Consider the following 13,764-nt stretch of genomic DNA (forward strand, 5'->3'; position numbering starts at 1 on the left):
CGGAGGAGCGCTTGTTGTCGCCGCCCGAAGTTCCACGCATACCAGTTTTGCGGGAGAGCAGTTGCTCCGCCTTGTCCCTCGCCTGTCAGGAAATGGCCGCACATTGCCCGACGACGACCGGCTCAGGTTGACACAAAGGCGTCATTGGGCTCGACAGATGGATGGGGGCTTTCTTCGCAACGGGAGGAGGCGAACTGGGGAAACCTTAAAGTAAGGATGTCGGCGTACCATCACGACACAACCAGAACAGGCATCAAAAAAGGGGTACATAGCATCTAAGGTTGCAATCTGTGCACGCGATACGAAAAGAAGTTTTCCGTCATCGTGCGGTTCATCGTCAGCGTTTAGTGACCTGTACAGTGTTTATTGGGCGCGGCACTACGGACAGGTCGCAAGATTTCCAGACCCGTGCCACACCGGAAAGCGCGAAGCGTCGTAAGCGGTGCGAAAAAAATGTGCGAAAAATCCAGTGATTGCCCGTCGGGCGCAGCGCTATTACTCAACCTTGAATTTCCCAATGGTAAATGCCAACGAGCTTGCTTGTGCTTGCAAGGAGGTCGCCGCCGCTGCTGACTGTTCAACGAGTGCCGCGTTCTGCTGCACCATTCCATCGAGTTGCATGACCGCAAGATTGACCTCCTGGATCCCGCGTGTCTGCTCGGTCGTTGCACGAGCAATGCCCGTGATGACCGATTGAACATCGACAGCATTGGCGACGATCTCGCTCATCGTCTCGCCCGCCTGACGCACCTGGAACGATCCCTCGGCAACGCGTGAGACCGTCGCCTCCACAAGTTGCTTCACTTCGCGCGCAGCCTGTGCGCTGCGCTGCGCCAGGCTACGGACTTCATGTGCGACCACGGCGAAGCCGCGACCTTGCTCTCCCGCGCGCGCGGCTTCGACAGCAGCATTGAGCGCGAGAATGTTGGTCTGGAACGCTATGCCGTCGATTACGCTAACGATTTCACCGATCCGGCCGGATGCTTCCTCGATCTCTCCCATTGTGCCGACCGCATCAGACACAATCTCACCTCCGCGCGAGGCGATTTGCGTCGCGATACCCGATCGCTCGTCGGCCTCGCGGGCCGCCGCGGCCGACTGGTCGACCGTCCCCGAGATCTGATCCATCGATGCGGCCGTCTGCTGCAGGCTCGCCGCCGCCGCCTCAGTGCGGGACGACAGGTCGTGGCTCGCCGCCGCAATTTCATTTGCAGCGGCACGCACCAATTCGCTGGCACCACGGATATCTAACATCACGCTTTGAAGTTTGGCGACGAACTGGTTGAACGAACGCGCGATGTTGGCCACTTCGTCCCTGCCCTCCTCCGGCAGGCGCTGCGTCAGGTCGCCCGTGCCCGAGCCGATCGCAGTCATTTGCCTGACAGACGTGCCCAAGGCGACGGAACGCAGTCGTGGTGATGGCGGCCCCTATAACCGATGCGATGCCGACGATTACAATGAGCGATACGAGTGACGCACCCAATAGCGAACGCATTCCGGCAGTCGCCTCGGACTCGTCGAGGGCGACCACGACGTCCCAGTCGGTACCCGGCACGTCCTTTGCACGTACCAGTTTCGTTTTTCCGTCGATAGCCAGTTTCATCGGTGCGTTCCCCGCGCCAGCCGACCCGGTCGCGACCCCAGCGAAATCGGCCGCAATGTCAGTGACCGGCTTGAACCGCAGCTTTGGATCTGGATGCGCAATAACGCGGCCGCCGTGGTCGATCAGCATTCCGAAACTTTCCGGCGTTGGATGAATCGACTTCACGTTCTCCACGACGCTGTCCAATGCAACATCGCCCACCAGCACAGCCTTCAACACGCCGTCACGTATCACAGGAATTGCCAAAGCTACCAGCAACGCCCCGCTCGTGCTGACGTAAGGGAGAACAACCGGTTTGCCGGCTTGCACGGCGCTTTTGTACCAGGGGCGGCTAGTCGGATCGTAGCTGGTAGGAATGTTCGGCCAGTCGGTGAACTTTGCCGTTCTGTCCGGGTAGCCGACGCCGACGTCAAAGAATCCACCCGCGACCGCGATCTGTTTAAGCATGGGCCCCGGCTCAGCCGCCAGATTGCAGCCCCCATGCTTGCCTTCGCGATCGAATAGTCGGTGGCAGTACTGGAGACGACGGAGAAAACTACCAGCGCTACGCATGCAAGAACAACGCGTGCGCGAATGGACGATAGCATCGTAGGGTCTATGCCTCTTATGACTGAACTTGCATTTGCGCGAGTGCACCCACGCTGGCGCGTCAAAAAAAGCCCGCAGACATGGACTGCCTGCGGGCGAAGCTACATCAGGGGCGTGATCCGCGGACGATTGGCGGCGTTATGCCGGACGATAAATCGCGTATACCTTTGCGACGTGCTCGCGACTATCCCAACTGCACTGCGCGCCTTGCTCGACGAGGAAAATGTCACCGCGCTCGAAGGTCCCCGTCCTGCCGGATTCGTCCACGAATGTGACACTGCCTTCCAGGAGATACATCAGCTCGCAATGGCGATAAAACATTGCACTCCGGTGATAGGGTGTTGAATCCCAGGTGCCGCAGACAAATTCTCCATCCACAGAGCGGTAGTCCGTGAAGTTGCGGCAGACCGGCGCGGGCGTGAGAAGCAATTCCGCAGGCGGCGTTCCGGACGGCTCCAGCTGCGGCGCGTGCTCGATCGGGACAATCTTCCCGTCAGCATACTGGCTGCCGTGGTAACGCATGAAGATGATCGATACGGGCCCTCGCGCCGACCAGGAAAACTCCGCGCCATGACCCAACACCGCGCTGTCGCCTGGCCCCAGCGTTAGCGCATGCTCTGCCTGCGTCAACGTGATCTCGCCTTCCGCAACGATGATGAATTCATCTACCGGCTGGGGCGGCACCTTACCGCATCCGGCGTCGAGCGCTATCACGCCCACGCTCACGGGGCCCGGCGGCCCATCTAGCACGCGGCGACTAGAAAGGAAGCGGCTCTCGTCGGCCGAACCAGTCGCCTCAATCTCCTGGCTTTTATCCGACGCGAACTTCCGGAGATCGACAAACGATCGGGAACTGCAATGCTCCGATACTGCTTGCTGCAATTTGGACATGTTGTGTTCCAGTCGTTCAGATTCTTTTTGCCAGATGCAGGTTGTGTTGGGCCGCAACTGGAACTACTGTGGCGGAAATTGGGCGTGACGTGATTCGGCTTTCAGTTCTAACGCTTTGTTGGCGCACGCCTCTGCATTCAGCCGCCAGATCGTAGTCGCTGATCGTCAGCTTGTGTAACTGTTTATCGCATCCCGAACAGAAGAAAATGCCGCTCGTGGCACGCACTCGAATCGGCAGGCGGGTGTACCCTTTTTGCTCGCATGTCCGCGAATGAACCCATCCCTCTCCAGCCTTTCGATCGGCGCGTGCACCGCATTGCGCGACAGTAATGCTGCGATCGAAAATCACTGTGTGGTTCCAACGTTGGCTCATATGACAAGCGCAGGCATAGCGGCATTGACGCCGGCCGCCGATCTCATCGAAGGTGCCGCTTTACGCCACTGTGCCGCCGCGGAACGTTTCTTCGCATTCAGCCAAAGCGTCCTGCAGTGCTGGCAGGGTCGAGCATGGCCGAAACCTGGACTTTCTGATAAAGCATTCGTTCTCGATCTCCAACGATCCATGCCCGTAAAAATATCCGGTCCCAGTGAGAGGCGACCTCGTTGAATCGCCGAGCTTCGGCCGCGGCAGGCTTTGCGCCCATCTGCTTAAGCTCACCTTCCGACAAGGCGGCGGCCGTGAGTCGCGGTGCGCCGAGCGAACATGCTGGGCGTCATGCCGCAGCATCGCTTGAAATGGCGGCCGAAATGGCTCTGATCGAAGAAGCCGACCTCCGTCGCGACAATCGATCCCGGCACGCCTTCGAGCAAGAGCGTCTGCGCGCGCTGAATCCGCAGGCCGCAGAGATAGCGATACGGCGACGATCCGTATTGCTGCCTGAACAACGTGGCGAAGCGTGACACGCTGAGTGCCGACAACGCGGCGAGTTGAGCGAGCGTCACCGGTTCGTCGAAATGGGCTTCGATGAAAGCGCGGGCGGCAGTGAGGCTGATGGACTGTTTCATGACGTCACGATGGTCGAGCGGGCCGCCGGTTGGTTCTCGAAACGCCGGATGGAAAACGCGTCGAGGGGAATGGCCGTGCTGCCCGTATCGACGAGTTCCGCCAGCGTTTCGCCGACGCCCGGACCGATCTGAAAACCGGCCCCACTGAAGCCGAACGCGTAGAACAGACCGCCGACCTGACTGCTCGGACCGATCACCGGCTCTCCGTCGGGTAGGTAGCCTTCCACGCCACTCCACACCCGAATCACGTTCAGCGGTGCCAACGCGGGCACAAGCCGGCGCATCTGCGCCAGTTGCCGCACCGTGTTGATTGGCAACACGGAGGCGCGGCTCGTCACGGCATCGGCCGGACCGGCAGGACCGCCGCCGACAATGATGTTGCCGCGCGGGATCTGGCGGAAGTAAATGCTCTCTTCCTTGACCGACGTGAACACACCCATTGACGACCTGAATACGTACGGCACCGGCTCAGTCACGCACATTTGAGGACCCCGCGCGGTGATGGGCGCCGTTTCGCCAAACTGTTCGGTAAGACGCGTTGCCCACACGCCAGCGCAGATCACGAGCTGCGCCGCCCAGTAAACATCGCCGCGCGCACTTTCCACGCGAAACCGCCCGCCATCTTTTTCCACGCGCACGATTTCCGTGTCCTCGATCACATGTGCGCCTAGCCGCGCTGCCGCGCGGCCGAACGCGGGCGCGGCAAGGCGTGGATTGGCATGGCCGTCGAGCGGCGAGATCGAGGCCGCCAGCACCTCGTGGCCGAGAAACGGAAAACGCCTGAACGTCGCTTCGCCGTGCAGCACTTCGAGCTCGAGACCACAGGCGCGCGCGTCGATTGCGTACTGATCGAAATTCTCGACGTCCTTCTGGTGATAGCACACGCGCGTATGGCCCGACGCCATAAACTCGATGTCCTCGCCGAGCAGTTCCGCCGAGCGTTGCCACGTACGCAGCGCGCGGTTCGCCATTGCCAGTTGCGGCAATGCGCGGCCTTGCCGCCGAATGCCGCCGTAGTTCACGCCGCTCGCCTGCTGGCCCGTCAAGCCGCGTTCGAGCAGGATGACCGAGCGATTGCGCTGGCGCAGGAAGAAGGTCGTCGTCGTCCCCACGATGCCGCCGCCGATCACGATCACATCGGCTTCGTTTTTGCTTGTCGTGCTCATTCGCCAGCCTCCTCGGTCAGTGCGACTGGCAGCGGTTTGACGGGTGCCTGGCCGCGCAGCCGTCCCACGGACGACAGCGGCACAGAAGCTGCTGCGGCAATGATTTCGGCACCCGCATGCCCGCAATAGCGCCCCTGGCAGCGGCCCATGCCGACGCGCGAAAACGCCTTGGCGCGATTGGCTTCCTTCGCGCCGGTCGCGCGCACCACGCGACGCAGTTCGCCCGCCGTGATCGCTTCGCAACGGCAGACAATCGTTTCGTCCGGCAGCGACGCTGCGAATTTCGACGGCCACGGAAAGGCCTCACGCAAGCCCGCGGCAAAACGCGTGAAGCGCACGAGTTCGGCGCGCAAGCGCTCCACGCCGTCGACCGGCATGCCGTGATCCTGCAAAGCGGCCAGCGCCGCCAGACGGCCGGAGCGTTCCGCCGCGTCGGCGCCGCGCACGCGCGCGCCGTCGCCCGCCAGATAGATGCCCTTGATGCTGCTACGGCCGTCGGCGTCGATTTGCGGCAGCCACTGTTGCGTGTTCTCGTCGAACGAAAAACGACAGCCGGCAAGGTCCGCGAGTTGTGTCTCGGGCCGCAGGTGATAACCGAGCGCGACGGCATCGCATGCCAATTCGAGGCGCTTGCCACCGGGCAGCGCGACCTCGACCGCGTTCACGCCGTCCTGCGGCGAGCCTTTGATTTCGAGCGGCTGCACGCCACGATGAACCGGCACGCGCGCGCCGGCCAGCACGCGGGTCAACGCGATGCCTTTTCTGAGCGCGGCGGGAATCGCCAGCAGGCGCGGCAACGCGGCCACGCGCTGCATGAACGTCGCGGTGTCGAGCACCGCGGCAACCAGCGCGCCCGCTTTCACGTACTGCGCGGCCACCAGATACAGAAGCGGACCGCTGCCCATCATCACGATGCGCGAACCGATCGCGCAGCCTTGTGACTTCAGCGCGACCTGCGCGCCGCCAAGGCTATAGGTGCCGGCCTGGTGCCAGCCCTTGACTGGCATCAGCCGGTCCGTCGCGCCGCTGCAGACGATCAGCGCGTCGAACGCAAGCGTGTGATACCGCGTCCCTGTCACCAGGTGCACGATGTTCGGCGAGATGTTCCAGACGAGTGTGTCCGGCAGATAGTCGATCCGGCTCTTCAACGCATCGAAGCCCTGATGCAGCGACGCGGCACGCTCGGCCTCGGTGCCATAGAGCGTCGCGTAGCTGCGCGAAAACCCTTCCGGCTGACGCCGATAAATCTGCCCGCCGTCACGCCGCCCTTCGTCGATGACGGTGGGCCGCAGCCCCGCCTCGACCAGCGCCTGCGCGGCGCGCACGCCCGCCGGCCCGGCCCCGATGATGACTACACGCGGGGCCATACGCCCTCCCCGGCTTCAGCCAGCTTCGTGACAATCGACATGCCGGGCGTCGCGGGCGTACTGCACGCACGCACGCGCTCGCCTTGCGCGGACCACACCCAGCAGTCCTGGCAGGCGCCCATCAGACAGAAACCGGCGCGGCGGCCATCGCCGAATTCGGAATCGCGCAACGCGCTCGCGCTGGTGAGCAACGCGACCATCAGCGTGTCGCCTTCGGCGGCCTCGCGCACGACGCCGTCCACGATGATAGGGAAGGTCTTGCGGTCCGTTTCCGCGAGCCGTACAAATCGCTGGTTCATGCCGGGATCGTCTCCAGCGCTTGCAAACGGCTGAGCTCGGCGGCCGGATGGTGGCAAAGAATCTCAGCACCGGAAGGTAACTTTCTGACCGGCGGCGGCGTCGTATTGCACATACCGTCGATGCGTACCGGGCAGCGCGCGCGAAATGAGCACAACGCGGAGACAGCGGCGCTTTCGCCCATCGCCGGTAGTGCGCAGGCAGCGACATGGCGACGCGCGTCGAGCCAGCCCGGTTTCAACTCAGGCACCGAATCGACCAGCAAACCCGTGTACGGATGATAGGGTGGCGCGGCGAGCACGTCGCGCTGTCCCGCTTCCACTCGCTGTCCCGCGTACAGCACGATTACTTCGTCGCAGATGGCGCGTACGGTTGAAATGTCGTGGCTGATGAACATGTATGACACGGCCAGCTCGCGCCGCAATTCCGCGAGCAGGTCGAGGATCGCCGCGCCGACCACCGTATCGAGCGCGGACGTCACCTCGTCGCAGAGAATCAGCGAGGGATCGGCGGCGAGCGCGCGCGCGAGATTCACGCGCTGCTTTTGGCCGCCGGACAAACCGGCAGGTGTGCGCGTGGCGATCGAGGCGGGCAGCTTCACCAGATCGAGCAACGCAAGCATGCGCTTATTCGCGGCAGCGCCGCGCAGATGATGATAGAACGCGAGTGGACGACCCAGGATGTCGGCGATCGAATGGCTCGGGTTTAGCGCCGTGTCCGCGTTCTGGAACACGATCTGGATCTGCCGGTACTGCTCGGGCGTGCGGCGCGACATCTGTGCGGGCAATGGCTCACCGTTGAAAAGTACTTCGCCGCGTGTACGGTCGACGAGGCCCGCCACTACGCGCGCGAGCGTGGTCTTCCCAGAACCCGATTCGCCGATCACCCCGAGCGCGCTACCGCGAGGAATGGAGAGGCCTACGTCGTGGAGCACACACACGGCGGGTATGCCTGATCGGTCGATGCGGCCATAGCCTGCGGCCAGTCCCCGAATTTCGAGCACCGGCGGAACGGGCTTGCCGGCCTGCTGTGGCATTTCTGACGACGACTCCGGGTGGCGCCTCGCGGCCAGCAACTGACGTGTGTAGGCATTGACAGGTGCGTCGAGCACCTGCGCGACCACGCCGTTCTCCTTGACGGCACCGCCGTTCAGCACCACGATGCGGTCCGCCATCTGCGCGACCACAGCCAGATCGTGCGACACGTACACGGCGGTCGTGCCGAGTTCGCGGATCACTTTCTTGAAGGCCGCGAGCACTTCGATCTGCGTGGTCACGTCGAGCGCGGTAGTCGGTTCGTCGAACACGACGACAGCCGGATCGGTGATCAACGCCATTGCGGCCATCAGGCGCTGCAACTGCCCGCCGGATACCTGATGCGGATAACGGTCGCCAATCGTATCGGGTGCAGGCAGCGCAAGCGCGCGAAAGAGGCCAACCGCTTTGTTCCGCGCGGCCGCCTTCGTCATCAATTGATGCAGCAGCGCCGGCTCCGTCACCTGATCCATGATCGTACGCGCCGGATTGAAACCCGCCGCGGCGCTCTGCGCGACATATGCGACAGTACGCGCGCGCAAAGCGCGGCGTCCTTTGGCATCGAGCGACAACACGTCGACCTCGCCGATCCGCACCGAGCCGCCGCTGATCGAACAGCCCGCCCGCGCATAGCCGAGCAGCGACAATGCGATGGTCGTCTTGCCCGAACCCGATTCGCCGATCAGCGCCAGCACCTCACCCTTCTTCACCGAAAAGTCGACGCCCTTGACGATCTCGCTTACCGGCCACGGTGCCACACCCGCGGTAACCCGCAGTCCCTTCACTTCAATCATGTCCCGCTCAGCACGATCAGCCATCATGCACCTCCGTGGCTATGGCGGCGACGCCGCAAGTTGTCGATCAGCAGATTCATGCCGATGGTCAGCGTCGCGATCGCGACAGCCGGCATCAGCACGGCAGGCGCGCCTTCCGACAGGCCGCCAATGTTCTCGCGCACGAGCGAACCCCAGTCGGCATTCGGCGGCTGCACGCCGAGACCGAGAAAACTCAGCCCGCTCAGCAGCAGTACGATGAACACGAAGCGCAGGCCGAAATCGGCGAGCATCGGATGAATCATGTTGGGCAGCACCTCGACCCGCGCAATATAGAAGATGCGTTCGCCGCGCGCTCTCGCGACCTGCACATATTCGAGGCCCATCAGGTTCACCGCGAGCGAGCGCGAAATGCGGAACGCGCCGGGGATATAAGCCAGGGCAGCCACGGTCGTGAGCATCGGGATCGACGAACCGAACGCGGCGATCACGACGAGCGCGAGCACCTTGCTCGGAATCGAAATGAGCGCGTCGAACAGACGGCTCAGAATTTCGTCGACCCAGCGGCCGGACACCGCCGCGAGCAGTCCGAAGAACGTGCCGATTACGCTGGCGAGCACCGCCGCGGCGAGCGCGAGGCCGACCGTGTAGCGCGCGCCGTAGAGAATCCGGCTCAGCATGTCGCGACCCAGATAGTCAGTGCCGAGCGGATACGCTGCGCTGTAGCGGCCGAAAATTTCCGTGGACGTCAGCGCACCGCCTTTATACGGCGCGACCAGCGGTCCGACAAACGCGACCAGCAGCCAGAATGCGACCACCGTCAGACCGATCAGTCCGAGTACGGAGAAGCGCTGCACCAGACGTTTGAACATGCCCTGCTTCAACGCGACCGCTTCGACGGGTGCGGGCTCGACGACCAGTTCGTCGCGCTGCACGTCGTACAGTTCCGTGTCCGCGTGCGGAATGGGGGGGGGATTGGTAGGTTGGCTCATCATCGACGTAGCCTCGGGTTGGAGACGATTTGACAGAGATCGGCGATCAGCACGAGGGCGAGATACGCCGCGCAGAACACCATCACGCACCCCTGCACGAGCGGCATGTCGCGGTTGGTCACCGCGTCCACCATCAGGCTCGCGAGCCCGGGATAATTGAAAATCGACTCGACGATCACCACGCCGCCAAACAGATACGACAGGCTCAATGCCACCGCATTGGCAATCGGTCCGATGGTGTTGGGCAACACATGCCGTAGCACCACACGCGCCGGCGAGGCGCCCTTGAGCACCGCCATTTCCACGTACGACGAACTGAGCTGATCGAGCACCGCGGCGCGCGTCATGCGCGCCATCTGCGCGACGAGCACGCAGCACAGCGTCATCACCGGCATTGCGTAGATGCGCAGCAGCGCACCGAACGAATGGACCTCCGAGAGATATGACAACGCCGGCAGCCAGCGCAGCTTGACGGCGAAGATCAGCACGGCGATGGTGGCGATCAGAAACTCGGGCACGGCGACCGTGGAGAGCGTCAGCACGTTGAGCGTGCGGTCGAGTAGAGAGCCGCGGAACATCGCCGATGAAATACCGATCAACAGCGCTATCGGCACCGAGACCAGCGCCGTCAGACCCGCCAGTACCAGCGAGTTCGGCAGACGCGTCGCGATCAGCTGGCTGACGGGCAGATTGTTCGACAACGACGTGCCGAAGTTGCCGCTGACCACATGAAGGAGCCACTCGAAGTAGCGTTGCAGCGCGGGCTGGTCGAGACCGAACTGATGCCGCAGGGCGGCGACGGCTTCGGGGGTTGCCGCCTGGCCGAGCGCCTGTTGGGCCGCGTCGCCGGGAAGCAACCCCGTGATGCCGAACACGACCGCCGACACCAGCAGCAGCGTGAGCAGCGCGAGGCCGAGGCGGGCGACGACGAGTCGTTGCACAGGTGTTTTCATCGAAATGTCTCCTCCTATTATGAACCCGGGCGCCGCTTCGAAGCGGCGTACCTGATATCGCGGATGTTGACCGATTCGCTCCGTTTGGCTTTCCAGCCGGTCGGGCTCGAAAGCTTTTCAGGTTACGTTTCCAGCCAGACATTTTCCGAGAACATGAAGCCCATCAGGCCGGCCAGCGGAATCGAGCCGAGCCCCTTGAGCTTGTCGGTATGGGCGTCGAGCGAACTCTGGAACATCGGAATGCCGATGCCGCCGGTTTCATGCACCAGCACCTGCATATCGCCGTAGATCTTCTTGCGCTTCGCGTCGTCCGGCTCACCACGCGCCGCAAGCAGCATCTGGTCGAACTTGGGACTCTTCCAGTTCGCTTCGTTCCATGGTGCGTCGGACTTGAAAAACTGGGTGAAGATCACGTCAGCGCTGGGACGCGCGTTGACATTGCCGAAGCCCAACGGATGCTTCATCCAGTGATTCGACCAGTAGCCGTCGGCCGGGACGCGGCTTACCTGCAGGTTGAGGCCCGCCTGCGGCGCAACCTGCTGAAGCAGCATCGCCATTTCTACCGACCCGTCTGCGGCCGGCGACGCGAAGATCTGCAGCGGCGCGCTGCCGAGCTTTGCCTTCTGGAAATAAAACTTCGCCTTGTCAGGATCGAAGGGTCGCTGCGGCAGGCCCGCCAGATAGTATTTATTCGTCGGGTCGATCGGCTGATCGTTGCCGATCGCGCCGTAGCCCTGGAAGATCGCCCGGCGCATCTGCTCGCGATCCTGCAGGTACATCATGCCACGCCGGAAATCGTCGTTGCCGGTGATGCCGGCTTCGTCGCGAACAATCAGGTCGGTGTACTGGCCGGTCTTCGTCTCCAGCACGGAAAAACCGCCGGCGCCCTTGATCTGCGTGGTCGACCGTGGATGCACCGCGTTGATCAGCTGCACGTCGCCCGAGAGCAGCGCGTTCACACGCGCCGATTCGTCGCCAATGCCGACCAGTTCGATTTCGTCCAGGTGCGGCAGGCCCGGCTTCCAGTACTTCTCGTTCCTCACGCCGACCGTACGCACGCCTGGCGAGAATTCCTTGAGCTTGAATGGGCCGGTGCCGACCGCGGTTTTGAAATCTTTGGTGCCGTCCTTGATGATCTGGAAATGCGAGGTGGCCAGAATCACCGGCAGATCGGCATTCGGGCCATCCAGGGTAATCGTCACTTCGTTCGGACCGGTCGCCTTCACTTCCTTGACCTGGTCGGCCAGCGTCTTCGCTTTCGATGCGGTCGCCGGATCCTTGTGACGCATGATCGAATACACCACGTCGGCAGGCGCGAGCGCCTTGCCGTCGTGGAACTGCACGCCGGAACGCAGCTTGACGACCCACACGGTCGCGTCTTTCGTATCCAGCGAGGTGGCGAGCGCCATCTTCGCGCCGAGATGCGAATCGAGTTCGGTCAGACAGTTGTAGAACATGAAGCCGCGGACATAGTCGGTGGCAAGCGCGCCCTTGGCCGGATCGAGCGTGTCGGCGGCCGAAGCGGACTGCGTCGCCACCCGGATCTTGCCGCCCTGCTTCGGCTTCGCCTGCGCGAACGCCGCGCCGCTCGCGCTCAGCAGGCCTGCACCCGTCACCGACATCATCCCGGCCGCCGCCATCGCGCGCAGCGCGGCGCGCCGTGACGCGCCTTTTGACGTCAACCGCTCCAACTCAGTACCGAGTTGAAGAGCGCCATGTTGCGAGGTTTCCTTATTCATCGAACTTCTCCGCGGGGGTGACAGGGATAGCTGCGTGGTTTTTAATGGCAAAAGCAACAACGAAGAATCAATAAAAAATGTCTTTGATACGGTAATACGTCCCTACGAGCGGAAGGAACCAGGGCTTCCCGGTGTGGCCCGGAATAGCAGCCCATGCGGAGTCGCCCCACGGGTTTCTGCCGTCGTGGCCATCCATTACATCGGCCATCACCTGACCCATATGCGTCGACATTTGCGTGCCGTGGCCGCTGTATCCCATGGAAAAATAGATGCCATCGTGCTGCCCGGCATGCGGCAGACGGTCAGCGCTCATGTCCACCAGACCGCCCCAGCAATAGTCGATGCGGGCGTTGGCCAGCGCCGGGAACATCCCGGCGAGACCCTCCTGCAGGATGCGTCCGCTCTTCGCATCGGACGGCTGTTCGGACGCGGTGAAACGCGCCCGGCCGCCGAACAGCAAACGCGAATCGGGTGTCACGCGGAAATAGTTGTGCATCAGCCGCGTGGTGGTGTACGCGCGCTGGTTCGGGAATACTTGTGCCAACAACTGCGGTGACACGGGCTCCGTCACGACGATGAACGAACCGACCGGCGCGAGACGCCGCCGGTACCAGCCGAACGGTCCATGCCGCGACGGACCCGTTGCGATCAGGACCTGCTTCGCGCGCACGTCGCCGCGCGCCGTGGTGATGCGAAAGCCGCCACCGTCTCTTACGATCGCGGTGACCGCCGCGTTTTCGTATAGCCTGGCGCCGCGGCGCACCGCGGTCTCCGCGAGACCGACGACGAACTTGCCCATATGCATCTGGCCGCCGTGCCGGTGCAGCAATCCACCGTGAAAACTGTCCGACTGGATTTCACTGCGGATACCGCTGCGATCGATCAGTTCGATATCCGTATCGACTTCACGCCTGATCGCCTCTGCCGTTTTCTCGAGACGTGCGAGGTGGTGCGGCTTGGACGCCAGTTTCAGCTTGCCGGTCGCGATGTAGTTGCAGTCGATGTTTTCCTCGCGGATCAGACGCTCGACTGTGTCGACCGCATCGGAAAACGCGCGGTAGCAGGCGCTCGCCCGCTCCAGACCGAGTTGCGCGACCAGTGCGACGAAATCCTGCGCGACACCAGTGTTGACCTGTCCTCCGTTGCGCCCGGACGCGCCACCGCCGATGCGGCCGGCGTCGACCACCGTCACCGACGCGCCGCGCTTGCCCAACGCCTGCGCCGCCGACAGCCCGGTGAAGCCGCCGCCGATTACCACCACATCGGTCTGACCTTCGAGCGGACCCTCGCACGCCGAGAGCAAGGGCGGTGCCGTGTCGAGCCAGTAGGAATCGAGCTTCATCGGGTCTGTCCTTG

12 protein-coding genes and 1 pseudogene are annotated in these 13,764 nt (G+C 63.0%); all 13 read right to left on the reverse strand.

Going from position 1 to position 13,764, the window contains the following annotated elements; all coding sequences use genetic code 11:
* Positions 1-495: 495 nt before the first annotated feature.
* A pseudogene (locus OKW35_RS02705) lies at positions 496-2,190 on the reverse strand (methyl-accepting chemotaxis protein).
* 139 nt (positions 2,191-2,329) lie between these two features.
* Positions 2,330-3,082 carry a cupin domain-containing protein gene (locus OKW35_RS02710; protein WP_429551175.1) on the reverse strand — a complete coding sequence of 251 codons (753 nt, stop codon included), beginning with the start codon at positions 3,080-3,082 and terminating at the stop codon, positions 2,330-2,332.
* A gap of 16 nt (positions 3,083-3,098) precedes the next feature.
* Complete coding sequence (locus tag OKW35_RS02715) at positions 3,099-3,431, reverse strand: hypothetical protein (protein ID WP_429551176.1); 333 nt, start codon at positions 3,429-3,431, stop codon at positions 3,099-3,101.
* A 121-nt stretch (positions 3,432-3,552) separates the two neighbouring features.
* Complete coding sequence (locus OKW35_RS02720; protein ID WP_429551177.1) at positions 3,553-3,726, reverse strand: DUF2848 family protein; 174 nt, start codon at positions 3,724-3,726, stop codon at positions 3,553-3,555.
* Between the two features lie 10 nt (positions 3,727-3,736).
* Complete coding sequence (locus tag OKW35_RS02725; protein WP_187619370.1) at positions 3,737-4,087, reverse strand: helix-turn-helix domain-containing protein; 351 nt, start codon at positions 4,085-4,087, stop codon at positions 3,737-3,739.
* Positions 4,084-5,253, reverse strand: a complete 1,170-nt coding sequence (locus OKW35_RS02730; protein WP_429551178.1) for an NAD(P)/FAD-dependent oxidoreductase — start codon at positions 5,251-5,253, stop codon at positions 4,084-4,086. The genes OKW35_RS02725 and OKW35_RS02730 overlap by 4 nt, the downstream gene beginning before the upstream one ends.
* Positions 5,250-6,620, reverse strand: coding sequence for an FAD-dependent oxidoreductase (locus OKW35_RS02735; RefSeq protein WP_429551179.1), 1,371 nt, complete (start codon positions 6,618-6,620; stop codon positions 5,250-5,252). Before OKW35_RS02735 ends, OKW35_RS02730 begins: the two co-directional genes overlap by 4 nt.
* Positions 6,605-6,919 carry a (2Fe-2S)-binding protein gene (locus tag OKW35_RS02740; protein WP_187619373.1) on the reverse strand — a complete coding sequence of 105 codons (315 nt, stop codon included), beginning with the start codon at positions 6,917-6,919 and terminating at the stop codon, positions 6,605-6,607. Before OKW35_RS02740 ends, OKW35_RS02735 begins: the two co-directional genes overlap by 16 nt.
* The gene (locus OKW35_RS02745; RefSeq protein WP_429551180.1) at positions 6,916-8,772 is read right to left on the reverse strand and encodes an ABC transporter ATP-binding protein; all 1,857 of its coding nucleotides are present in this window, start codon (positions 8,770-8,772) and stop codon (positions 6,916-6,918) included. Before OKW35_RS02745 ends, OKW35_RS02740 begins: the two co-directional genes overlap by 4 nt.
* Positions 8,769-9,719, reverse strand: a complete 951-nt coding sequence (locus OKW35_RS02750) for an ABC transporter permease (RefSeq protein WP_429551181.1) — start codon at positions 9,717-9,719, stop codon at positions 8,769-8,771. The genes OKW35_RS02745 and OKW35_RS02750 overlap by 4 nt, the downstream gene beginning before the upstream one ends.
* Positions 9,716-10,669 (reverse strand): ABC transporter permease, encoded by a 954-nt coding sequence (locus OKW35_RS02755; protein ID WP_187619376.1) that lies wholly within the window; start codon positions 10,667-10,669, stop codon positions 9,716-9,718. The genes OKW35_RS02750 and OKW35_RS02755 overlap by 4 nt, the downstream gene beginning before the upstream one ends.
* A 122-nt stretch (positions 10,670-10,791) precedes the next feature.
* Positions 10,792-12,408 (reverse strand): ABC transporter substrate-binding protein, encoded by a 1,617-nt coding sequence (locus tag OKW35_RS02760; protein ID WP_429551182.1) that lies wholly within the window; start codon positions 12,406-12,408, stop codon positions 10,792-10,794.
* A 67-nt stretch (positions 12,409-12,475) separates the two neighbouring features.
* Complete coding sequence (locus OKW35_RS02765; RefSeq protein ID WP_429551183.1) at positions 12,476-13,750, reverse strand: NAD(P)/FAD-dependent oxidoreductase; 1,275 nt, start codon at positions 13,748-13,750, stop codon at positions 12,476-12,478.
* Positions 13,751-13,764: the final 14 nt, after the last annotated feature.

Source organism: Paraburkholderia sp. MM5477-R1, assembly GCF_050436385.1.
GTDB classification, from domain to species: domain Bacteria; phylum Pseudomonadota; class Gammaproteobacteria; order Burkholderiales; family Burkholderiaceae; genus Paraburkholderia; species Paraburkholderia tuberum.